This window comes from Chitinophaga pendula, assembly GCF_020386615.1.
Taxonomy (GTDB): domain Bacteria; phylum Bacteroidota; class Bacteroidia; order Chitinophagales; family Chitinophagaceae; genus Chitinophaga; species Chitinophaga pendula.
This window is the reverse complement of the sequence record NZ_CP077769.1, coordinates 3,566,292-3,590,069: the sequence shown is the minus strand read 5'-3', so window position 1 is coordinate 3,590,069 and position 23,778 is coordinate 3,566,292. Positions and strand designations below refer to the sequence as shown.

Below are 23,778 nucleotides of genomic sequence, written 5' to 3'. Positions count from 1 at the left end.
TTTTCCACTCCTTATTATCTGCTCAAAACTACCTTTCATGAATCACTTGCATTGGACCGACTACCTGGTATTCTTAGTTTATTTTGTGGGGGTAGTGACTTATGGTTATTATATCTACAAGCGTAAGCGTGCTATTGAGACCAGTACCAAAGATTTTTTCCTGGCAGAGGGATCACTTACCTGGTGGGCGATAGGCGCTTCTCTGATTGCTTCCAATATCTCTGCCGAACACTTTATCGGGATGTCGGGCTCGGGTTTTGCATTAGGCCTGGCTATTTCTACCTATGAATGGATGGCAGCAGCTACACTGATCATCGTGGCGGTATTTTTTATCCCGGTATACCTGAAGAACAGGATATATACGATGCCACAGTTCCTGCGTGAGCGTTATAGTCCTACTGTGAGTACCATCATGGCGGTATTCTGGTTGCTGGTATATGTTTTTGTTAACCTGACTTCCATCATATACCTGGGAGCCTTGGCGATCTCCGCGATCTCGGGGATCAGTTTTACGGCATGTATCATCGGGCTGGCGGTCTTTTCTGTAGTGGTGACGTTAGGAGGCATGAAAGTGATCGGCTATACGGATGTCGTGCAGGTGTTTGTGCTGATATTAGGAGGACTGGTCACTACTTACCTGGCTTTGAACCTGCTGTCGGAGCATTTCGGCATGGGGCGTGACGCATGGCAGGGGCTGAAGCTGGTACGCGAAAAAGCGGATGCTCATTTTCATATGATCTTTTCTTCGGATCATCCTTATTATAAGGACTTGCCCGGGTTGTCAGTATTGATAGGCGGTATGTGGATCAACAACCTGAACTACTGGGGATGTAACCAATATATTACGCAACGGGCGTTAGGTGCCGATCTGAAGACGGCCCGCAACGGTATCCTCTTTGCCGCATTCCTGAAACTGCTGATACCGGTGATTGCTGTGTTGCCGGGGATTACGGCGTATGTGTTGTACAAGAATGGATTGTTTGCAGCGGAGATGACGGATGCGGTAGGGAACGTGCACCCGGACAATGCGTACCCGACGCTGCTCAACCTGTTGCCTCCGGGGTTAAAAGGACTGGCTTTTGCAGCCCTGACAGCGGCTATTGTTGCCTCGCTGGCGGGAAAGGCGAATAGTATCTCTACGATCTTTTCGCTGGATATCTATCATAAGTATTTTCATAAATCGGCTTCTGAACGGGAGCTGGTACGAGCCGGACGGTGGACGGTGATCATCTCTATGGCGATTGCCTGCCTGGTGGCGCCTGCATTGCGGCAGCTGGATCAGGCTTATCAGTTCATCCAGGAATATGTGGGCTTTATTTCTCCGGGTGTGTTGATCATTTTCCTATTGGGTTTTTTCTGGAAGCGCGCTACGTCTGCTGCGGCCCTGACTGCTGCATTGCTGACGATCCCGTTGAGTACGATATTGAAATTCCTGCCGCAGTGGACGGCCGGCCGTTTTCCCGACTATCCCTTCCTGGATCGCATGTCCATCGTATTTGGCATCCTGGCGGTGCTGATGGTATTGATCTCCTTACTGGATAAACGCAGTAAGGAACAGCCGCGTATCATCCAGGTGGACACTACTATGTTCCGCTGTCCACCTGCATTTGTGGTGGGAGCTGTCATTATTATGGGGATTCTGACCGCACTGTATACGGTGTTCTGGTAGCGCCACCTGTAAAATAAAATCGGATATGCCGTCAGAAAAACGTAAATTCCGTGTAATTCCACGAGGCAAATTCCAAACCATATAGCTACCGGTTGCCACCAGTGGCAGGTAGCTAAAGTCCTTTCCCTTATCAGACGATCAACAAAATTATTACCAGGTACTCAAATGCATTTTATGAAACAGGCAAACAACTTTTCGCAGGAAGAAATCAATCCATTGCAAAGCATAGAACAATGGGAAGACGATGTATTGGCGCGTTATCCGGAGCAGGATAGTCCTGCCAAGAGTAAAGAAGAGTTCCGCAACTACGATAATCCTGGCCGGGATACGGTACGTGAGTTTTACCGGCTGAACCATCAATATCAGACTTATGACTTTGTGCAGGAGAAAAAGCGGGCGTTTTTACAATTCAACCGGAAAGACCTGCCGGTATGGGAGGCGATGGAATTCCTGAACACCCTGGTGGATGATTCCGACCCCGACATAGAACTGGATCAACTGCAACACCTGTTGCAAACGGCGGAATCCATTCGTGCGGATGGCCATCCGGACTGGTTCGTACTAACCGGCTTTATCCATGATATGGGAAAGGTGCTTTGCCTGTTTGGCGAGCCTCAGTGGGCCGTGGTTGGGGATACTTTCCCGGTAGGATGTAAATTCTCTGACAAGATCGTATATCCGGAATTCTTTGCATTGAATCCCGATAGCCGTGATGAACGTTATAATACAGAGTATGGCATCTATTCTCCTCATTGCGGACTGGATAAAGTGCAGATGTCGTGGGGACATGATGAATACCTGTATCAGATCACGAAAGATTATCTGCCGGAACCGGCTTTGTATATGATCCGTTATCATTCATTCTATTCACAGCACCGGGAGCATGCTTATAATCACCTGATGAGTGAGCATGACCATCAAATGTTTGAATGGGTCAAGAAATTTAATCCTTATGATCTCTATTCCAAAAGTCCCAAGCCGCCTGTAGTATCAGAGCTGAGGTCTTATTATGAAGACCTGATCGCGAAGTACCTGCCGGCGACTGTGCAGTTGTAGTAATAATTGTTCATAACAAAGAGGGAGAGATGTTGCATTACATCTCTCCCTCTTTGTTATATGTATTAACCACTTACGGTGCGTTCTTAAAGAAAATGGGGGAGCTGCCATAGAGTGGTGTTTTTCCATCCCATTTTTCGATGAACTGTTGTTGGATCAGCAGTGGTGTGAGTGATTGCTGGCGTAGCTGGTTGGCCTTTGCTTCGGCTTCGGCCTGTACGATCATTTTTTTGGCGTTGGCTTCTGTTACGCGGAGCTCATTTTCCATTTGGATAGCTCTTTGTACTGCTGTGTTTTTCGCATTGATCGCTTCTGTGATGCTTTGTGGGTAGCTGATGCCGGAGGTGAGTTGTTCGAGTTCGAAACCTTCCCGGGTCAGTTCGTTGTTGAGCTGTTGCTGTACGGCATTTTCAAAGCTTTCGCGATTGCTGATCATGCTGTCGGTGGTGTATTTATTGAACTGTATGCGGAAGGCGTCGCGTACGTAGTTGTATAGTGTTGTGCTGGTGATGGAGTTGATGTTCTTCCGGTATTTGCGGAAGATCTCCGGGCTTTTTCCGGGGCGTACCCGGAAGGTGATGGTAGGGTCTACAGAGAAGAGACTTCCATCGCGGGCATTGACAGAGAACGGTTCATAGTCGGCAGTCTGAACGAACGTAGGGAATTCGTACACGGACTCTGTGAGTGGGTTGAAGAACACGCGGCCGGTGACCAGGGAGATGTCTTGTACCCCTTTGCCGGAGCCGTATAGTTTTACGAGTATACCTTCATGACCGGCGTCGATGCGGGTGCTACAAGTGAGATACAGTATAATGAGCGCAAGAAATACTGCTACGCCAATGAGGAGTTTTTTTATCATGGTCAATGTAATGGTTTCAGACAAATGGGCAGGTGTAAGGCTACTGTTCAGACAATGCATCCAGCAGTATCTCTACCGGATGTAAAGCATGACGGCCGGTGCCATCTTTTACCTGGTGACGGCAGCTGGTGCCGGGGGCAGCGATGATCGTGTCGTCAGCAGCGGCCCTTACGGCGGGGAACAATACTAATTCACCAATCTGCATGGAGATGTCGTAGTGTTCTTTTTCATAGCCGAATGAGCCTGCCATTCCACAGCATCCGGATGCGATCACTTCTACGGTATAGTTTTTAGGCAGGGATAATATCTTTTTGCTGTGTAATGCGGAAGATAGTGCTTTTTGCTGGCAATGCCCGTGTAATTTGATATGTCGTGTTGCTGAGCTGAACTGATCTTGTTGGATGTATCCTTTTTCTGCTGCTATGGACAGGTATTCATCTATCAGGTATACATTACGCGCCAGCTGTTGGGCCGATGTGCGTAGATCTTCTCTTACCAGGTCGGGATATTCGTCGCGGAAGCTCAGGATGGCGGAGGGTTCTACGCCCAGGAGGGGTACTTCTTCGCTGACCAGCTGACTGAAGATGCGTACGTTTTCTTCTGCATAGTTGCGGGCTTTACGCAGCAATCCTTTAGACATATAGGCGCGGGCGCTCTCCGGATGTGCTACCATTTTAACTTCGAATCCCAGTCGATGCAGCAGTCGTACTGCTTTGATGCCTATCTCGGTATCGTTATAGTTGGTGAACTCATCGCAGAAGAGGTATACGGGTTTACTATCCTTTGATACCGGGCCGCGTTCTTTAGGCCATTGCTTCTGGAACCATTGCCGTAGTGTTGTTTTGTACAGATGTGGCATGGAGCGATTTAGTGCGAAGCCGGAGATCTTTTTGATCAGGTTGGCGGTGGCGGGCGTATCTACGAGCCAATTGTATAAGCCGGGTGTGATAGATGCGAGCCCGGACATTTTGGAGAAGTTGCTGATGAGGTGTGCACGGAAAGGTACACCGTTCGCGTCGTGGTAGTGCTGCAGGAATTCCATTTTGAGCTTGGCCATATCGACATTGGAGGGGCATTCGGACTTACAGCCTTTACAGGCCAGGCAGAGATCCAGCACGTCATAGATCTCCTGATGATCGAAGCGATTCTCTTTATGGCTGTTGGTCAGGAATTCGCGGAGGATATTGGCCCTGGCGCGTGTGGTATCTTTTTCACTGCGGGTGGCCATATAGCTGGGACACATGGTACCGCCGCTCAGCTGTGTTTTACGGCAATCGCCGGAGCCATTACATTGTTCGGCATGCTGTAAGATGGTTTGTTCCGGGAAGTGGAAGATGGTGTTGATCTTCGGTGCTTGTTTACCCGGTTCATAACGCAACATGCTGTTCATGGACGGGGTGTCTACGATCTTGTTGGGATTGAAGATACCTTTCGGGTCCCAGGTGTATTTAAGTTGCCGGAGTAGTTCGTAGTTTTTGTCGCCTACCATCTGGCGGATGAATTCTCCGCGAAGGCGGCCATCGCCATGTTCACCGCTGAGAGAGCCCTGGTATTTTTTAACGAGGGTCGCTATTTCTTCTGCGATGGAGCGGAAGAGTGCATTGCCTTCGTTGGTTTTCAGGTTGATAATAGGACGGAGATGGATCTCTCCGCTGCCGGCATGGGCGTAGTGTACGGAATATAATCCATATTTCTTGAGTATATCGTTGAAATCCCGGATATATGCCGGGAGGTCTTCTACTGTTACGGCGGTGTCTTCGATAACGGGTACGGCTTTTTCGTCGCCGGGGAGGTTGCTGAGGAGGCCGAGGCCGGCTTTGCGCAGTGCCCATATCTTTTTGGTGTCTTCACCGAATAGTAGGGGAAAATGGTATCCCAGGCCGGCATTGCGGAGCTCTTGTTCGAGGCGGCCGGCGATTTCGGAGATAGCATCGCGGTTATCGCGGCAGAATTCTATGACTAGGATAGCGCCCGGATCTCCCTGAACGAAGAAGCGGTTTTTACGCTGTTCGATATTATCTTTTGTACACTCCAATATATAATGATCTATCAGCTCACTTGCACTAGGCAGGTACTGCATGGCGATCACGTTGGCACGGAGGGATTCGTCGATACTGTTAAAGTGTATGCAGAGCAGGCCTGTTTCTTTGGGTGGTAAGGGAGATACGTTGAGCTTGATCTCTGTGATGAAGGCCAGGGTGCCTTCTGAGCCGGCGATCAGTTTACAGAAGTTGAAGTTGTCGCCACCTGCTGTAAAGGGCGCTGTTTCCAGCAGCAGATCGACGGCGTACCCGGTATTGCGGCGGTTGATGGTGGGTTTGGGAAATTCGCGGCGTATCTCCTCCTGGTTGGTATGCAGGCTGAGGGTACTGCGTATATGCCGGTATAACTGTGTCTCCAAGCTGTCGTCGTTTTTTTCGCAGCGACGGTGGAACTCTTCGGTATCGATACTGTTGAAGGTAACGGCCGCGCCGTCGCTCAGGAATCCTTTTACTTCGAGCAGGTGTTCGCGGGTGCTGCCATATACTACGGAGTTGGAGCCGCAGGAGTTATTGCCTACCATGCCACCGATCATGGCGCGGTTGGCAGTGGAGGTTTCAGGACCGAAGTAGTAACCATATGGTTTGAGGAACATATTGAGTTCGTCGCGTATTACGCCTGGTTGTACGCGTACCCAATGTTCGTCGGTATTGATCTCCAGTATTTTGGTAAAGGCTTTGGATACGTCTACTACGATACCATTTCCTACTACCTGTCCGGCAAGGGAGGTACCTGCGGTACGTGGGATCAGCGAGGTATTGTTTTCGTCTGCAAAACGGATCAGCAATCTGATATCTTCTTCCGTTTGCGGGATGGCCACTGCCAGGGGCATTTCACGATAGGCAGATGCATCGGTGGCGTACAGGGTACGCATGGTATCATCTGTATAGAGAGTGCCTGTTAAATTCCTGGCCAGCTGACTTAACTTTTCGCGTATCATATGGATCAATAATCTATTGAGGTGGTGCGCGAAATTAACATTTAATAGCCGTAAGTCATAGCAAAAGCGCCTGTTAGGCGTCCCGCGGGCTTCTGGTGTGTTTACCTGATGTGTAATAGCGGTTGTAAGTATGCAGGCTGGTCATTAACTTGTGCGGATGAGACCACGTTTGCATCTAGTTCATATTCCTTTTATTTTATGCTTGTTGTATCTCTCGGCTTTGCGCGCCTCCGGTCAGCAGCTGCAGCCTGTGCGGTTGCGATGTGAGCAGCTGACGGATCCGCTGGGGATCGACGCTGAACATCCCCGTTTGTCGTGGCAGCTGTCGGATGACAGGAATGGCGCTCTGCAGCAGGCTTATTCGATTGTGGTGGGTATTGATACGGTGGCGGTGGCCGGCGGTCATGGCGACCATTGGGAGAGCGGCCGGGTGGAAGGGGCTGCACAGCTGGTGACTTATGCCGGTAAGGCATTGGCACCTTTTACCCGGTATTACTGGCGGGTAGCTGTATGGGATAAGGACGGTCATCCTGGTACCGCCAGGATGGGGCATTTCGAAACTGGTATGATGGGTAGCCATCATTGGAAGGGGGCCTGGATCAGTGATGGGAATGATATCCAGCTGCGCCCGGCGCCTTATTTCCGGAACACTTTTGCTGCGCGGAAGGCGATAAAATCGGCACGGGCTTACATCGCTGTAGGCGGACTCTATGAGCTGTATATTAACGGGCAGCGTATCGGCGATCACCGCCTGGACCCTATGTATACCCGGTATGACCGGCGGGTGCTATACCTGACACATGATGTGACCGCGGCGCTGCAAGCCGGCGATAATGCGATAGGCGTGTTATTGGGTAATGGCTGGTACAATCACCAGTCGACGGCAGTATGGTATTTTCACCGGGCACCCTGGCGTAATCGCCCCGTCTTTTGTATGGACCTGCGCATCACCTATATGGACGGCAGTGTGGAGACCCTCTCTACAAACGAGCATTGGAAGACGTCATTGAGTCCTGTCATATTTAACAGTATTTATACCGGCGAGCATTATGATGCCCGCAAGGAGCAGGAGGGTTGGAGTACTGCTGGCTTCAATGACAGCAGCTGGCGGCCGTCTATGGTGAGGGCGGCGCCAGCCCAGCAGATCGTATCGCAGGCGATGACACCTATACGGGAAATAGCACGGATACCCAGTGTGAGGATGCAGGCGCTGAATGATACCACTTATCTGTTTGACCTGGGCCGGAATATTGCCGGTGTGAGCCACCTGCGGGTGTCGGGGCCTGCTGGTACGGTGGTCCGGCTGAAACACGGAGAGCGGTTGCGTAAAGACGGGCATGTAGATCAGTCGAATATTGATGCACATTACCGGCCTACGGATCAGTCAGATCCTTTTCAAACCGACCTGTTCATCTTACGAGGTAAGGGAGAGGAGGAATTTATGCCCCGTTTTAACTATAAAGGTTTTCAGTATGTGGAGGTGAGTGCCTCGCATCCTTTGCGGTTGACCCGGGAAAGTCTGGAGGGCAGGGAATGGCACAGCGATGTGGGGGTTAGTGGCTATATCTCCAGTTCGAATCCTGTCATCAATAAGATATGGGCAGCTACTAACAACAGCTATCTGGCTAACTTGTTCGGCTATCCGACGGATTGTCCGCAGCGGGAGAAGAACGGCTGGACGGGAGATGCACATATAGCGGTGGAGACGGGCTTGTATGGCTTTGATGCTATTACGGTGTATGAGAAATGGCTGGCGGACCATCGAGATGAGCAGCAGGCGAATGGAGTATTGCCCGCTATTATCCCCACCAGTGGCTGGGGGTATCAGTGGGCTAATGGACCTGACTGGACCAGTACGATCGCTTTGATCCCCTGGAATGTGTACCTGTTTTACGGAGATACCACCTTGCTGGCAGCCTGTTATGATCATATCAAACGGTATGTGGATCATATTACGGACCTCAGTCCTGCCGGGTTGACTGCTTGGGGATTAGGGGACTGGGTACCGGTAAAATCGGTGTCTCCGGTGGAGCTGACTTCTTCCTCCTATTATTTTGCAGACACCAGGGTGTTGGCCCTGGCGGCAGAATTACTGGGTAAGAGTGCGGATGCGGTGAAATACCAGGCGCTCAGTGAGAAAATCAGGGATGCTATTAACCGGAAGTATTTAGATACGGCTACAGGGAGATATGGTAAGGGATGGCAGACGGAGTTAAGTGTGCCCTTGTTTTGGGGGATCGTGCCTGCGGCCCTGAAGGCGAAAACGGCTGCTTTGCTGGCCAGCCGGGTGGCAGCTGACAGTTTTCACCTGGATGTGGGGATACTCGGAGCGAGGGCGGTACTGAATGCGCTAAGTGAGAATGGTTATGCGGATATCGCCTATCAGGTAGCTGCACAACGTACTTATCCCTCGTGGGGATGGTGGATAGAGAATGGTGCTACCACGTTGTATGAGAACTGGAATATTGCTGCTATGCAGGATATATCGCTGAACCATATTATGTTCGGAGATATCAATGCCTGGTTGTACAAGGGTATTGGCGGGATACTACCCGATAGTGCGGCGCCAGGTTTCCGGCATGTGTTGCTGAAACCTCATTTTGTGAAGGGGCTTGCACACTTTGAAGCCAGGCATATGGGGCCTTATGGAGAGATCCGATCTACTTGGAAGCGGCAGGGGCAACGTATAATATATGAAGTGAGTGTGCCGGCGGGTAGCTATGCAACTGTGTATTTCCCGGCGGGCAAGGTATCTCTGGCGGGCAAGGGGATTGCAACGGATAAGGATCACCGTTATACTATACCGGCCGGGCGTTACCAGTTCGAAGTGCGTGAAGGAGGTGTTATTTGACGAACTGCGGACGTTGCAATTCGATATCGCAAACGCTTTTCATTTTATCGGTGAAATATACGGTGAGTTCAGGGGAGAAAGCTTCATCGTGCATATGCATAAAGAAATAGATTTCTTTCATGCCTTGTTGCAGCCAGGTATGGATACGATGTACCCAGTCGTCGATGCGTTTGTAGTCGGTAGGGTGTAGGCTGTTGCCGACGAAGCGGATAAAGGTGGACGGTGTGGTCAGGTGCATATGGGCGCAGTCGCGGCGGCCGGCGGTGTCGGTAATAACGGCGCCTATTTTCAGCTGGCGCAGCGTGCTGAAATATTCTTTGGATATGACGGGGTCGCTGAACCAGGCGGGGTGTCTTACTTCGGTGAAGAAGGTGAGGTCTTTGGGGAGGGATTCCAGGTATTTATACAGGTTATCGCGGCGGTTAGGGGAGAAGCGGTCGCTGAGTTGGAGGAAGATAGGACCTAGCTGGGGGCCGAAAGCGAGGACACCTTCGAGGAAGGCGGTGGTTTTGGCGCCGGCGTTGATCAGGGAGCTGTAGTGACTGATAGACTGAGCGATTTTGGGGCAGAAGCGAAAGTCTTTGCGCGGTACTTTTTCAGCCCATTTGCGGATGGTGTCGGGGCCATATATCTGGTAGTGGGTAGCGTTTAATTCTATGCTGTTATAGTGCCGTCCATATTCTTCGAGGAAGTCGGCTTCTTTGATCCCTTTAGGATATATTTTACCAATCCATTCTTTGCGGCCCCATTTGGCGCAGCCCAGGTAGATACGCGGTTTTTTGAGCGGTTTACCTTTCAGCACCTTTTTATTATCAGGTGGATCGGAAGGTAATTGCAGTTTCAGTTTACTCAATGTTTTTGGGTCGACGGCTCCGAAGTCCATAAGAAAAAGTATTTAACGATGTAACAATAACAGGTGTTGTGCCGGAAAGTTGTGTTGACAGGGATGTTGCTTTTACGCCTCAACTGGCGCATGTGTTCCCCAAGCTGTCGGCTGGGAGGAAGGTTATTTTTTCCTTTCACGAACCTTTAACTAAAATTATTTTTGGCAGACGCTTTGTTTTGTTAGATTTCCAAGGTAATTTAATAAAGTAAACGATTGTATATCAGTTGTGTCATTCGCCTTCGGGCATAAGCAAGCGACAAATCAATTAGCATGGAGATATTACACGTCAGCGCCGAGTGCTATCCGATAGCCAAGGTAGGCGGATTAGGGGATGTAGTGGGTGCATTGCCCAAGTATCAATACCAGGAAGGTGCGATCGCCAAGGTAGTGATGCCGGCATATAAGACCCGGTATTTTGAGACACACGAGTTTGACATTGTGCATCAGGCGGGGATGTGGATGGGGCATGACTGGTATCACTTCAATATCTGGAAGGAGCAGGAGAATACGTTGGGTTTTGATCTTTACCTGGTGGATATCCCCGGATTGCTGGATAAGGAAGGCGTTTATGGTCACTTTAATGATACGGAGCGTTTTTTAGCGTTCCAGATAGCGGTATTGGATTGGGTAAATGAGTGGCAGCACCAGCCTGATGTGATACATTGTCATGATCACCAGACGGGTTTAATACCATTTCTGCTTAGTTATGGATATAAATATCAGCGATTACAATCTGTAGCTTCTGTCATCACTATACATAATGCGCAATACCAGGGACAGTTCGGCTGGGACAAGCTGTACCTGTTACCGGGATTTGATCTGTGGAAGTCGGGCATGCTGGACTGGAATGGTGCGATCAATCCGCTGGCGGCGGCGATCAAATGTGCCTGGAAGGTGACAACGGTATCGCCAAGTTATATGGAGGAGTTATATACTGCTGCTAATGGGCTGGAATCGTTGTTAAGTGCGGAGCGGGGGAAAGCGGTAGGCATTTTGAACGGTATTGATTCTAAGATATGGGACCCCGGTACCGATCCTATGATCCCGGTGCATTATTCACTAAAGAACTTCGAGCAAGGCAAGCTGGAGAATAAGCTACGCCTATGTGAAACGTTTGGTTTTAATCCGCAGTTACCCCTCATTTCATTTATAGGCCGACTGGTAGGGGAAAAAGGAGCCGATCTGCTACCTGAGATCATCGGGCGTTCGTTGTACGAGCAGCGTCATCGGTTGAACTTCCTGGTACTGGGAAGCGGCGATCAGCAGACGGAGTGGGCGTTACAACAGACCCGTTATTATAACAAGGAACATTTTAATGTACAGATCGGGTATAATGAGGCCTTATCTCACCAGATATACGCCGGCAGTGATTTTCTGCTGATGCCATCGCGGGTGGAGCCATGCGGGCTCAACCAGTTATATGCATTGCGTTATGGTACTATACCGATGGTTCGTAGTGTAGGAGGACTGAAAGATACGGTGATTGATTTTGGAGATGAAGACGGTACTGGTATCCGGTTCGTACATGCTTCGGTTCCGGATGCTTGTCATGCAGTGAGCAGGGCGCTGGAATTATATCAGGATCCGGAGCAACTGCAAGGTATCCGACGTTATGCGATGGGGCTGGATCATTCCTGGGATGTGTCTGCTGCCCAATACTTGGCCTTATACCGGTCGATGCATTAAACAACTTATCTGATTTATGGTTTAATTGTTGGACGGAGATTGTTGACCCGCAATACAGCAATCACTATCCGGGCCGACTGTTCATTCTGAATTAAGCAGCTGCTGTATTGCTGACGCAAGACGGCATCCGGCAGTGTAGCAATACAACACCTTAGAAAAAACGATACAACATGTCTAACGCAGTAATTTCCATTATCCTGGGCGGAGGCGCTGGTACCAGGCTTCATCCCCTTACCAGCCGCCGGTCTAAGCCAGCAGTACCCGTAGGCGGTAAATACAGATTGGTAGACATTCCTATTTCCAACTGTCTGAATGCAGATGTGACGAGGATATTTGTGCTGACACAATATAACTCGGCTTCGCTGAACCGGCATATCAAAAACACCTATCACTTCAGCCATTTCAGCAAAGCATTTGTAGATATCCTGGCTGCGGAACAAACACCGGAGAACCCGACCTGGTATCAGGGTACAGCGGATGCGGTACGTCAGTGTCTGCATCATGTCGACAATTTCGACTTTGAGTACCTGTTGATCCTGTCTGGCGACCAGCTGTATAAGATGGACTTCCGCCAGATGTTGCAATCACATATCGAGCGTGGTGCAGAGGTATCCATCGCAACCATACCGGTGAATGCAAAAGACGCGTCAGATTTTGGTATCCTGAAGACGGATGGTGAAGGGATGATCACTTCGTTTACGGAGAAGCCTAAACAGGATGTATTGTCTCCGTGGGCATCGCCGGTGAGTGAGGAGATGGAGCGGGAAGGCCGTATCTACCTGGCCAGCATGGGTATCTACATCTTCAACAAACAGACCTTGTACGACCTGTTGCAAGGACAGGATACTTCTCATGATTTTGGTAAGGAGATCATACCGTATGCGATCAATGCAGACATACGGGTGGCCAGCTACCAATATGAAGGTTACTGGACAGATATCGGTAACATTCCTTCTTTCTTTGAAGCCAATCTGGGATTAACGGATGACATTCCGAAGTTCAACCTGTTTGATGAGTCCAATACGATCTACTCCCGTGCGCGTATGCTGCCGCCTGCCAAGATATCCGGTACGCTGCGCAAGACGATGATCGCAGATGGTACGATCGTACTGGACAGTGAGTTGGAACGTTGTGTGGTGGGGATACGTACCCGTATCGGTTCAGGATGTAAGATCACCAATACCTACATTATGGGTAGCGATCATTACCAGACGCTGGATGATATTGATAAATCCCGTTCGAAAGGGATGCCGCCCATCGGAATAGGAGATAACTGTGTGATCAATAATGCAATCATAGATAAGAACTGCCGTATCGGTAATAACGTACATATAAATGGGGGCAAACATTTGCCGGACGGCGACCACGAAAAATATACTGTTAAAGAGGGTATTGTGGTGGTGAAGAAAGGCGCAGTATTACCAGACGGTTTTCAATTGTAGCGTAGGAGAGGCATTGTATTTGTGAAGCTTGTGGAATTTATCAGGCGTATTATAGCCCTGTTGGGAGCGATATAATAATGGCCAGTAACTAAACACACTATACTATGCGATTAACCATAGAACGGCAGACGACTAAAATCAATCCGGACCTGAAGCGGGTGGTGGCCCGGTTTTTCTTTAACGGGGAAGCCCGTGCCAAGTCGATCATTCAGCGGGTTGCGGGCATGACGGACGCGGAAGTGGATGTGACCATTACACCTATACTGCGGGAGTTCTCCAAACGACACCGGAATATCACCAGGATATTTGAGCGGCATTGTGAACGATTGAAGCACCTGTTTTCTTCTTTGCAGCTGGATTATGATAAGATGGAGTACAAAAAGCGGTTGCTGATCGGTTCGTATTCTACGAATGAGTATTCGATCGAGTCAGCGGCATTTTTTAATCCATCTCTGATAGAAGATGTGGACCAGAGCGGGCTGGAAGAAGGGGAGAAGCGGGTGATCCTGAGTTTTCGGGCAGTAGGAGAAGGGCATATTTCCTCTATCGCTTTCCGGAGAGGGCTAATCAACAGGAACAATGAGATCTCGCTGGTACCGGCGGGCAACTATGTGGATGAAGCAGCTATCATCCGCAATTCCACCTATGAGAAAAGGAGTTTTTTCCAGAATGCCGTGTCTATTAAGTTGCCAGACCCTGTCATGCAGGAGGTACAAGGGAGTCTTGGAGACTCTTTTGAATACCTGGCGTTGAAGAAGGTGATCCGAGAGATGCAGCAACGCTACCAGGTGGACCATCTGTTGAAGAAGGCATTAGAGCGGTTATTATGGTTAGCAGATTCTTATTACGAGCTTAACTTTTCCCTGGATACCGATATTTCCGACCGGGTGATCTTTCCTTATTCCGAAGCGGAAAGCCGGGGGATAGAAGACGCCCGGTTCGTAAAATACAGTGACGAGAATGGTGATATCACTTACTATGCTACTTATACAGCCTTTGACGGCATCACTATACAGCCGAAATTACTGCAGACAAAAGATTTCTATAATTTCAAGGTATTGCCATTATATGGAGAGGGTGCCCAGAATAAGAACCTGGCATTGTTCCCGCGTAAGATAGATGGCAAATATGTAATGATTTCCCGGATAGATGGTATCAATAATTACATCATGTATTCGGACAAGATCAACATATGGGAAGATCCACAGATATTGCAGACGCCGAAATACCCCTGGGAGTTTGTGCAGATCGGCAATTGCGGCTCTCCGATTGAGACCGCAGAAGGTTGGTTGCTCATCACACATGGTGTAGGACCGATGCGGACCTATTGCCTGGGCGCCAGCCTTTTCGACCTGGACAATCCCCAGGTGGAGATCGGGCGACTTAGAGAGCCTTTGCTGATACCGAACAAGGACGAGCGCGAAGGATATGTACCTAACGTACTGTACTCCTGCGGGTCAATGATCCATAACGAGGAGCTGATCATCCCTTACGGATTATCTGATTATGCGTCTTCATTTGCTACGGTGTCGCTGGAGAAGCTGTTGAAGCGGATCAAAGAGGACGGTTGACGCGAAAAAGTATTTGTTATATTTGTCATGCCATGGTGATCCACCATGGCATGATTTGTTTTATACCCGGCACCATGAGTGAAGTTGCGCCTGCCATTTTTTTCTCCTGTACCCAGGAGCAATATGTATCTAACGAACACCTGATCAAAGAGCATACGCTCTGTTATGTATATGAAGGGGAGATGAATGTGAGCGAACATCAGTCGCGCACTGTTGTTCATCGGGGAGACCTGGCTTTCCTGGCGAAGAACCGTTTGTTGCGGGTTACCAAGAACGCTAGCACGGACCGGCCGGTCAAGTCAGTGGTGGTATTTTTCCCGCAGGATTTCCTGCAGCAATATTATTCCCGGCATGCGCCGGTGTTAGAAGTGCCGTGGTCTCTGGAGACGGCAATATTGCCCCCGCATGTGTTATGGGAAAATTATTTCAGGTCTTTGCAACCCTATATGGACCCACAGCAGGTATTGCCAGCCGACCTGGTTTCCTTAAAAAGAACGGAAGCTTTATCTATATTCCGTACGTTACATCCGGGGATAGATCGCGTACTCAGTAATTTTGCCGTACCTGGAAAGATAGACCTGGCGGGATTCATTCAGCACCATTATACCTTTAACCTCTCACTGTCGCAGCTGGCTTACCTGACGGGCCGCAGTCTGTCGACCTTTAAACGTGATTTTCAGAAGATATTTCTCACGACTCCTCAGCGATGGCTGACAGGGAAGCGGCTGGAGTTTGCCTATCACCTGATACGGGATAAGCAATTAAAGCCATCGGATGTTTACCTGGAATCAGGATTTGAGAACTTCTCCCATTTCTCCCGCGCTTTTAAGAGCCAGTATGGTTTTCCTCCTTCCCAGCTGAAACAATAGACTAAGTCAAAAGGCGCTCGTAGAGGCGGATGTAATCAGCGACCATTTTTTCCTGACTGAAATGGGTGGATGCATGATGATGGCAATCCTCCCGGCGGAGCTGAGGGATATCCTTTACCGCCTGTATTGCTGCTTCGGCATCTGCTGCCAGGAAGCCGGTGTGGCCATGCCGGATCAGTTCGGGCATGCTGCCCCTGTTGTAAGCGATGACGGGGGTGCCGCAATGCATAGCTTCGGCTACGCTGAGGCCGAATGGTTCGTCGAAGTAGATGGGATGGAGGAGTGCTTTGGCCTGACCGAGGAGGCGGCTTCGGTCGGCACCACCGACAGCGCCGATATAGGATACCTGGTCTTCATCGATATAGGGGGCGATAGCGGTGTCGAAGTAATTACGGTCCTGTATGATGCCTGCCATGAGGAGGCGATGGCCGGTGTCGCGGGCGATGCGGATCGCATCATGTGCACCTTTGTGCGGATGGAAACGGCCGAAGAACAACAGGTAGTCGGAGGGTTGGGCGCAAAACGGGAAATCCTCACTTTGTATACCATTATATATAGTAGCGGCATAGCGTAGCCGGGAGCTGCGGTCGGCATGACTGATAGATACGTAGTGTCCGATATCATTATACCGTTCGTACACTGGGAGGATCTTTTCCGAAGAAAAGCCATGGATGGTAGTGACCATGGGTGTGGAGATAAGCCTCGACCAGGTAAGCGGCAGGAAGTCGAAATGGTTGTGCAGCAGGTGGAAGTCAGCCGCCTGCTCCATTAAATGGCTGATGTGCAGGCATTCCTGCACTTTGGCATCGAGGGAACGATCTTCTTCGTAGCCGGCAGGGCAGACGGCTTTCAATGTACCAGCGGTAATGGAATCGGCGGTAGCGAAGAGGGTGACATTCAGGCCCTTTTGGAGCAGTCCTTCGGCAAGATTGGAAGCCATCTGCTCCCAGGGGCCGTAGTGGCGGGGTGGTGTGCGCCAGGCTACGGGCGACAATATGGCGATTTTCATAAGAAGAAAGGGGCAAATCAGGGACCAATTTTGCTCCGCTGAAATTGTAAGAGCGGAAAGGGCTTCTTTGGAAATTGTTCTACCTTCGTGCCTTCTAAATTTCATCAGCGGTAGTATGGACCAAGCTCATTGTCACATTCCATTTGCTAAAACAGGCTTTTTTAATCAGCTGGTACTGGATTTTTTGGCAGAACATCCGCAATTAAGATCGTTTTATCAATACTCGCCTGTACGACCTGATTTCCACGAGGCCATAAAGGCCAAACAGTTACAACCTATCCAGCGAGACGTGCTGGTACAGGCATTACAGGAACAATATGCAACATTGGCACCCGTAGCAGCGGTGCAGGAGAACATCGCCAGCCTGTTGCGTCCTGAGACTTTTACAGTGTGCACTGCGCATCAGCCTAATATCTTCACCGGTTATCTCTACTTCGTATATAAGATACTGCAGACCATTCGCCTGGCAGCTGACCTGAAAGCTGCGTATCCGGGCCGCCATTTTGTACCGGTGTATTATATGGGTAGTGAAGATGCTGACCTGGAGGAGTTGGGTAGCATCTTTATCAACGGCAAGGTCCTGACCTGGCAGACCAAGCAATCGGGCGCCGTGGGGCGTATGCAGCCGGAAGGATTTGAGGAGCTGATTACGCAGGTAAAGGATACATTGGGATACGGACAATATGCCGATGAGCTGATCGCTTTATTGCGGGAGGCTTACCTGGGGCATGATAATATCCAGCATGCGACGCAATACCTGGTGCATGCTTTGTTTGGACGTTATGGATTGGTAGTGTTGATCCCTGACGATGCGTCACTGAAACGGCTGTATATCCCGGTGATGCGCGAAGAGTTGCACCAGCATAGTAGTTTTAAACTCGTCACTGCTACCATTGAAGCGTTGTCGCAGCATTATAAAGTACAAGCCAATCCAAGGGAGATCAACTTATTTTACCTAATGGCGGGCGCTCGTGAGCGTATTGTCAAAGAAGGCGGAAGCTGGAAGGTGCTCAACAGTGATATCTCTTTTACCTCTACGGAGCTGGAAGCGGAATTACAGGCACATCCGGAGCGATTCAGCCCTAATGTGATACTGCGCGGTTTATTCCAGGAGACGATACTGCCCAATGTCGCCTTTATCGGTGGTGGGGGAGAGATCGCCTACTGGCTGGAGCTTCAGTCGTTATTTGCTCATTATGGTGTTCCTTTCCCGGTGCTGCTGCTGCGTAACTCGTTGCTGCTGACCAACGAACCAGCAGAGACACGCCGGCAGAAACTGGGGCTGAGTGTAGCAGACCTGTTCCAGGATGCGCAGGTGCTGATCAACCGGTTTGTACAGACACATACGAATGCTTCCCTGGTATTAAAGGAAGAATATAATGCGATAGAGCAGCTCTTCGATCAGCTGGAAGCGAAGGCGCAGAAAATAGATGTGACGCTGGTGGCGTCTGCGGCAGCGGAACGTTTGAAAGCGATCAAGTCGATCGGTAAGCTGGAGCATAAGTTCCTGCGTGCAGAGAAGAAAAAATTTGCCTGGCAGACGGAGCAGATCCGTCAGTTGAAGTTACAATTGTTCCCATTGGGTTCCCTGCAGGAACGTAAAGAGAACTTTATGCCCTGGTATATACATCAGGGGCCGGCCTTGTTTGATACGCTGCTGGCGGCGTTGACGCCAGTGACAGACCAATTTATTGTATTGCGGATCGGTTAAGATCTTTTTGGAAGAGGGGCCAGATGGCCGCTCTTCTTTTTACAGGTCAGTGAGTGCTTTCCTGATATCTTTGAGCAGCGCATGTATGGCGTGCAGCTGATCCCTTACCTGTTTAGTCTCCAGCATTTCTTCACGGAGCGGTGTGAAACCTTGTCCTTCATTTATTTCCGATTGCCGGCGATGCATGAGTCCTTCTACCTGGACGTCCAGGGTTTCGAAGGCTTCTATGGTAGCGGGTATTTCTTCGGATCGTTCCTTTCGCTCGCTCATATCGATGATATAATCCATGTATTGCAAAAGGTAGCGGCTGATAAGCTGATATTCCGGGCGGATGAAGTGTACGCCATGGTTGATGGCATATCCTGACAGAGAGGCGATGCGGGACGTGAGTGTATGGTTAAGCACGACGAAGTGGTAGACGCCGGAGGCGCTTTTTTGTTTGCTTTTAGGCTCAGAAAGCATACGCTGGAAGGCTGACATGAGGTTGCCCATATTAACGTAGGTCTCTTTGCGGGCCAGCTTATAATCGACGGTAGAGAATGGCTGTGCGGTGTAAGGACGCATCGCCTGGTCGAAATAAAGTTTGTTGGCCGTCAGCATTTTTTGCATATAGGAGGGGAGATAGTTATGTTCCCAGCTGGGCCATAGTATCTGGTTGGCGACAAATGCCAGGGAGCCGCCGATGAAGGTATCGAGTACCCGGAGGGCAACGTGCTGGAGGTCGGCAGGATGCAGGAAGTGCAGCAAAAATATAATGAAAGGTGTTGTAAAGAATACGCTGACAGTGTACTGATAGGTCATAAAGCTGTAGGCACCCAGGATACAGAGCAGCATGACGATAAAGATGATAGTGCCGTTGGTGGTAAGGAATAGTAGGCCAGCGGCGAAGAGGGCGCCAATAACGGTGCCGATGAGACGCTGATAGCTGCGGGATTTGGTGAGACCAAAGCCGGGTTTGAGTATTACGACGATAGTAAGCAATATCCAGTATACCCGGTCTATGTGCAGGGCCCATCCCAGCAGGTAACCAGCGACGGTAGCCAGGCTGACACGGATGGCGTGCCGGAATATATGGGACTCAAAGGTGAGGTTATTGCGGAAAGTCTCGAAATCGTACCGGTTCCGGGTGGTAAATTTAGAGAGTTCCAGGGAGGGATCTATCGGTGTATCTTTTACTCTCTCCAGCCTGGTGAGGCGGTGGAGGTTGTAAATACGTTGTGCCATATCCTGCAGGTTGTGAAGGATATTGTTCAGCATGATAATCCGGGTACGTTCCTGCAGGGTGGGGAGGGTCTTGCGTATTTCGGCGATGGCGTGCTGCACCTTATCCATTTCATATTTGAGATTGGCTTTGGGCAGAGAGCGCTGGCCAGAAATGACGGCCAGGCCGATATTATTCAGTTCGGCGACAAATTCCAGGATGAGGTGGTGGAATTTGTCGAGTATATCAAGGTCTTTAAATGTTTGTTGCAGCGCTTTATAATCGGTTTGAGTGGCCATGATCTGTTCCTGCAGATCTACCAGGTCGAGGAAGATGAGCACCATACTTTTGCTGATGCTGGTAGTACCTTGCTGGGCGGAGCGGCGTTTGAGCAGGAGTTCGCGGATGGCTTCCTGTTTTTCGTTTACTTGTACTTGTTGGGCCAATACTTCTTTATATACTTCTTCGATATTGGCATTACGGATGTAAAACCCGGCGCGCAGCTCGAGGTACTTGGCGGTTTGCAGGATACAGTCTCCCAACGTCTGTTGTACGGTGAGGTAGGGGCGTATCTGCCAGAGTAATAGTGCCAGCAGGGCGTACCATATGCTGCCAGCGAGTACGGCGAACGCGTATACGAGGGCCATCCAGGCGGAATGGGAGGACTCTCCCAGTACGGACACCATGATGAGCAGGCAGCCGATGCCGATGTTACCACCGCGGTTGCCGTACACCAAGAGCATCCCATATACAAAACAACAACCCATGATCCAGGGGATCATCAGCCAGTGGTAAGGAGATAAAAGGCCGGTACCCAGGGCGGTGAGGAATATCAGGCCGGTGCTGACGATCAGGCCGTTGCGTTTATGAATAATAGTACCCGGTACATCTGACAGGGCCGTACAGAGTGCACCCAGGGAGACTGCGATGCCCAGTTGTAGTTCGCCGATGAGGTAACATACAACGGACGGTATTACCACACTGATGGTAGTACGTAGTCCATTGCTAAAATGGTAGCTATAAATAAAACTTTTGACTTCTTTGATCCAATCCCGGGTTTGCAATGCCTATAATTTATTACCTGCAACGAATTACGGATTTAATTCTTTAAAATACAAGGGATAGTTATACCCAAGCAGCAGGTATGGTGGACTACAAAGGTACGGAGCGCCGACGATTGTAATAAATGCCGAAAGGAGACAATAAATTTCAGGTCGGAAAGGCTTACCTATAGCGATAAGGCCAGGAATGATACAGGAGAACAAAGAGATAGGTGGACTTGAGGTGGACTTGAAGAAATTAGAGGTTGATTTATAGTTAGTTAGAAGAGGGTATATGGTTGTGAAATTTGAACATTTGTTATAAATATCGGGTAAAAAAATGATCCCTGCGCGTTGCCGGAGGCATTGTGCAGGGATCAGGTAAATATTGTTATATAGTGGTGTTATTGGCCGCCGCCACCGGTACCGCCACTGCCTTGTTTGAGGTCGTCATTGCTGACGCCTTTTTTGCGGGACACAGGTTCTTTCAGCTTGCCGAAGTTCCAGCGGACGCCGACGCGCAGGGCACGGGCAGGATTGTAATACGCACTGTAGCGGAGAAAGCTTTCGTCCTTAACGGTGCTTTTCCATACTCTTTCTTTCTGGAATGGCTGGTCGAGGCCGAGGCTAAGGGTCATTTTCTTATTGAAAAGTTCCTTGCGAAGTGCGACGCTGTTGGCATAGTAGCCGGCATTACGGCCTTGCAGGGTAGGTCTGGAGGTACTGAAGAACACGGATAGCTCGCCTTTGAAGCCTTTACCAAAGTCGTAATCGGTGCTGGCATAGCCATTACCGCTCCAGCCATCATTGCGGAGGTTGCCCAGGTTGTTATTATTATTCAGGACAGTATACTCGGCCCGCAGGTTAGTATTCAGGTTCCACTTTTTAGTGATGGGTATGTTGGTGTTGAAGTTAATACCTGTAGAAGAACGTTTACCGATATTGGCGAAAGTAAAGGAGGTCACTCCTTTGGCTTCGTCGATAGTGGCATACTGTTCGATCGCGTTATTGGTGAAGGTGTGATTGGCGCCTGTATTGATCCGTAGTTTTTTGAAGACCATGCCGCTGTAGTTCAGACCGAAAGAGTGGTTGAATTCCGGGTTGAGGTTAGGATTACCATAGCGGATGTTATTAGGGTCATTGTCGTCTACGAAAGGATTGAGGTTCCATACCCAGGGACGCTGTAGGCGGCGGCTATACGAAAAGGTAACCATGTTGCCCGGATTTTTGAAAGGCAGCATAATATTGACCGTAGGTATAAAATTGGTGTAATTAGATCGGATGGAGGTATCGCTGGAGATAAAGCGGCCATATATCCGGGTGTTTTCCACCCTAGCACCCAGGCGTACACTTAATTTCTTTTTGATCTTGAACCGGTAGGTGGCGTAATAAGCCAGTACGTCCTGTTCATATTTAAATACGTTGGAGCGTCTGGGATTGGGAACATACTTGCCCTCTTCGTCCCTGGTAGACTGCTCGTAGTCGCTTTCTATATTACGGAAGATGGCTTTGGCCCCGGTTTCCAGCTTCATTTCTTTAGGAAGGGGAAGGCTATAGTCGAGTTGGAAAGTGGTTTCTGTGTTCTTCTCGTCATTGATATTACGGTAATAGTTGTCTACTCCCGGATCGTTTATCTGGGAGTTATTGGTATTACCACCGCTTTTATCATTGTTGAAATTGGTGGAGAAGGTCAGTTCATGTTCCGGCTTTTTGAACTTCTTCTGATAATCGAGCCCGAGGTCGTAGCTGGTCCAGCTGTTTTTGGATTCCATCAGGTAGTTACCGGTTCGGATGAGTTGGCGGTTTTCGTCGAATGTATGATTGAGTTCAGGTCTTGTATTGCGGTAGTCGTTGCCATTGAGGTTACCGTATACGCTGATGCTGCTGGAACTGTCGAGATCGTAGCTGAGTTCCAGGTTGGCATAGCCGTATTTGCCGTTGAACTTACCTTCGGAAGACTGTTCCAGGGTAGTACGGAAGCCTGGGATATAATTTTCTGTACGGCCTTCCATGCGGTTCTTGTTGCCGAAGAAGCTGGCGCCCAGGTAGCTGGAGATGCCGAATTTCCCGAATTTGGCGTTGATGGATCCACCGCCATAGCCCTGGTTGAGGGTGTTGTAGTTGGCGGACAGGCTGCCGTTGTATCCCGAGAATTTCTTTTTGGTGATGATATTGATGATACCCGCGGCACCATCTGCATCATATTTAGCGGAGGGTTCTGAGATGACCTCAATGCTTTTGATGATGTTGGCCGGGAATGACTTCAGGGCTTCTTTGGGACTTTTGGCGACCACGCTGGTGCTTTTGCCGTTGAGGTATACTTTGAAGTTATCACTGCCTTTGAGTTTGATATTACCATCCATATCTACCGTGACCATAGGTACACGACGCAGCATCTCGGAGGCAGTCAGGTTATCTTTATTGATATCATTCTCAACATTGTACACGAGTTTGTCATCCTTCATTTCCAGTAGTGGTTTCTGTGCAGTCACTTCCACGCCTTTAAGTTGCTGGGAGGTTTTAACCAGCTGCCGGGGATCCAGTTTGACGGTACGATGGAGCGAGTCGAGCACGATGGTTTCGGAAAGGGCAGCAGTATATCCGACTACGCTATATCCTATTTTATATTGGCCATAAGGGAGGGCATGAAAGCTGAATTTCCCTTTCTCATCAGAAAGCGAGTTGTTGACCGGTTTCATGTCGACGGCACGTAATAAAGTGACGGTAGCATAGCTGATCTCTTTTCCGTTGGCACTATCGACTACTTGACCGGTAATAGCGGTGGCAGATTTCTGTTGTGCATGGGCCATTTGAAAGCATAGGTGTAGCGCTAGTAGCAGAAAGGTAAAGCCTCTGATCATAGATGGGTAATACAATTTAACAGATGATTAGTGAACGTTGGTGTTTGGTACTTGAGCAGACAGCCGGACATCGGGCAGCACTAGGGA

14 protein-coding genes are annotated in these 23,778 nt (G+C 49.5%); 8 read left to right on the top strand and 6 right to left on the bottom strand.

Annotated features, from left to right (window positions below):
- Positions 1-37: 37 nt before the first annotated feature.
- Both KTO58_RS12565 and KTO58_RS12560 read left to right on the top strand, forming a co-directional pair.
- Entirely contained in the window at positions 38-1,669 is a 1,632-nt protein-coding gene (locus KTO58_RS12565) for a sodium/sugar symporter (RefSeq protein WP_095839032.1), read from the top strand.
- Between the two features lie 174 nt (positions 1,670-1,843).
- Entirely contained in the window at positions 1,844-2,725 is an 882-nt protein-coding gene (locus KTO58_RS12560) for an inositol oxygenase family protein (protein ID WP_095839033.1), read from the top strand.
- A 73-nt stretch (positions 2,726-2,798) separates the two neighbouring features.
- Here the strand turns inward: KTO58_RS12560 and KTO58_RS12555 are convergent, their stop codons facing one another.
- Positions 2,799-3,584, bottom strand: coding sequence for a prohibitin family protein (locus KTO58_RS12555; protein WP_157752999.1), 786 nt, complete (start codon positions 3,582-3,584; stop codon positions 2,799-2,801).
- 40 nt (positions 3,585-3,624) lie between these two features.
- Positions 3,625-6,564, bottom strand: a complete 2,940-nt coding sequence (locus KTO58_RS12550; RefSeq protein WP_225860228.1) for an FAD-binding and (Fe-S)-binding domain-containing protein — start codon at positions 6,562-6,564, stop codon at positions 3,625-3,627.
- 157 nt (positions 6,565-6,721) lie between these two features.
- Between KTO58_RS12550 and KTO58_RS12545 the strand changes: the two genes are divergently transcribed.
- The gene (locus tag KTO58_RS12545) at positions 6,722-9,415 is read left to right on the top strand and encodes an alpha-L-rhamnosidase (RefSeq protein WP_095839035.1); all 2,694 of its coding nucleotides are present in this window, start codon (positions 6,722-6,724) and stop codon (positions 9,413-9,415) included.
- On the opposite strand, the gene KTO58_RS12540 is transcribed toward KTO58_RS12545, so the two are convergent.
- Positions 9,408-10,298 (bottom strand): DUF72 domain-containing protein, encoded by an 891-nt coding sequence (locus KTO58_RS12540; RefSeq protein ID WP_095839036.1) that lies wholly within the window; start codon positions 10,296-10,298, stop codon positions 9,408-9,410. The genes KTO58_RS12545 and KTO58_RS12540 overlap by 8 nt on opposite strands.
- 273 nt (positions 10,299-10,571) lie before the next feature.
- Between KTO58_RS12540 and KTO58_RS12535 the strand changes: the two genes are divergently transcribed.
- The 4 genes from KTO58_RS12535 (at position 10,572) to KTO58_RS12520 (ending at position 15,869) form a co-directional block, all read left to right on the top strand.
- Positions 10,572-11,987 carry a glycogen synthase gene (locus KTO58_RS12535; RefSeq protein WP_095839037.1) on the top strand — a complete coding sequence of 472 codons (1,416 nt, stop codon included), beginning with the start codon at positions 10,572-10,574 and terminating at the stop codon, positions 11,985-11,987.
- A 170-nt stretch (positions 11,988-12,157) separates the two neighbouring features.
- Positions 12,158-13,429, top strand: coding sequence for a glucose-1-phosphate adenylyltransferase (locus tag KTO58_RS12530; RefSeq protein ID WP_095839038.1), 1,272 nt, complete (start codon positions 12,158-12,160; stop codon positions 13,427-13,429).
- Between the two features lie 104 nt (positions 13,430-13,533).
- The gene (locus KTO58_RS12525) at positions 13,534-15,000 is read left to right on the top strand and encodes a glycoside hydrolase family 130 protein (protein WP_095839039.1); all 1,467 of its coding nucleotides are present in this window, start codon (positions 13,534-13,536) and stop codon (positions 14,998-15,000) included.
- A 74-nt stretch (positions 15,001-15,074) separates the two neighbouring features.
- A complete protein-coding gene (locus KTO58_RS12520; RefSeq protein WP_157753000.1) occupies positions 15,075-15,869 on the top strand; it encodes a helix-turn-helix domain-containing protein in 795 nt (264 codons plus the stop codon).
- Between the two features lies 1 nt (position 15,870).
- Here the strand turns inward: KTO58_RS12520 and KTO58_RS12515 are convergent, their stop codons facing one another.
- Positions 15,871-16,878, bottom strand: coding sequence for a glycosyltransferase family 4 protein (locus KTO58_RS12515; protein WP_095839041.1), 1,008 nt, complete (start codon positions 16,876-16,878; stop codon positions 15,871-15,873).
- A gap of 115 nt (positions 16,879-16,993) precedes the next feature.
- Between KTO58_RS12515 and bshC the strand changes: the two genes are divergently transcribed.
- Entirely contained in the window at positions 16,994-18,589 is a 1,596-nt protein-coding gene (bshC, locus tag KTO58_RS12510) for a bacillithiol biosynthesis cysteine-adding enzyme BshC (RefSeq protein ID WP_157753001.1), read from the top strand.
- 39 nt (positions 18,590-18,628) lie between these two features.
- On the opposite strand, the gene KTO58_RS12505 is transcribed toward bshC, so the two are convergent.
- Positions 18,629-20,854 carry an FUSC family protein gene (locus tag KTO58_RS12505; protein ID WP_095839043.1) on the bottom strand — a complete coding sequence of 742 codons (2,226 nt, stop codon included), beginning with the start codon at positions 20,852-20,854 and terminating at the stop codon, positions 18,629-18,631.
- 380 nt (positions 20,855-21,234) lie between these two features.
- Entirely contained in the window at positions 21,235-23,691 is a 2,457-nt protein-coding gene (locus tag KTO58_RS12500) for a TonB-dependent receptor domain-containing protein (protein WP_095839044.1), read from the bottom strand.
- Positions 23,692-23,778 lie beyond the last annotated feature (87 nt).

What these genes read in the sequence shown, in the direction of transcription:
- KTO58_RS12565 (WP_095839032.1), top strand. Translation starts at nt 38, where the DNA reads ATGAATCACTTGCATTGGACCGACTACCTGGTATTCTTAGTTTATTTT.
- KTO58_RS12560 (WP_095839033.1), top strand. Translation starts at nt 1,844, where the DNA reads ATGAAACAGGCAAACAACTTTTCGCAGGAAGAAATCAATCCATTGCAA.
- KTO58_RS12555 (WP_157752999.1), bottom strand. Translation starts at nt 3,584, where the DNA reads ATGATAAAAAAACTCCTCATTGGCGTAGCAGTATTTCTTGCGCTCATT.
- KTO58_RS12550 (WP_225860228.1), bottom strand. Translation starts at nt 6,564, where the DNA reads ATGATACGCGAAAAGTTAAGTCAGCTGGCCAGGAATTTAACAGGCACT.
- KTO58_RS12545 (WP_095839035.1), top strand. Translation starts at nt 6,722, where the DNA reads ATGAGACCACGTTTGCATCTAGTTCATATTCCTTTTATTTTATGCTTG.
- KTO58_RS12540 (WP_095839036.1), bottom strand. Translation starts at nt 10,298, where the DNA reads ATGGACTTCGGAGCCGTCGACCCAAAAACATTGAGTAAACTGAAACTG.
- KTO58_RS12535 (WP_095839037.1), top strand. Translation starts at nt 10,572, where the DNA reads ATGGAGATATTACACGTCAGCGCCGAGTGCTATCCGATAGCCAAGGTA.
- KTO58_RS12530 (WP_095839038.1), top strand. Translation starts at nt 12,158, where the DNA reads ATGTCTAACGCAGTAATTTCCATTATCCTGGGCGGAGGCGCTGGTACC.
- KTO58_RS12525 (WP_095839039.1), top strand. Translation starts at nt 13,534, where the DNA reads ATGCGATTAACCATAGAACGGCAGACGACTAAAATCAATCCGGACCTG.
- KTO58_RS12520 (WP_157753000.1), top strand. Translation starts at nt 15,075, where the DNA reads ATGAGTGAAGTTGCGCCTGCCATTTTTTTCTCCTGTACCCAGGAGCAA.
- KTO58_RS12515 (WP_095839041.1), bottom strand. Translation starts at nt 16,878, where the DNA reads ATGAAAATCGCCATATTGTCGCCCGTAGCCTGGCGCACACCACCCCGC.
- bshC (WP_157753001.1), top strand. Translation starts at nt 16,994, where the DNA reads ATGGACCAAGCTCATTGTCACATTCCATTTGCTAAAACAGGCTTTTTT.
- KTO58_RS12500 (WP_095839044.1), bottom strand. Translation starts at nt 23,691, where the DNA reads ATGATCAGAGGCTTTACCTTTCTGCTACTAGCGCTACACCTATGCTTT.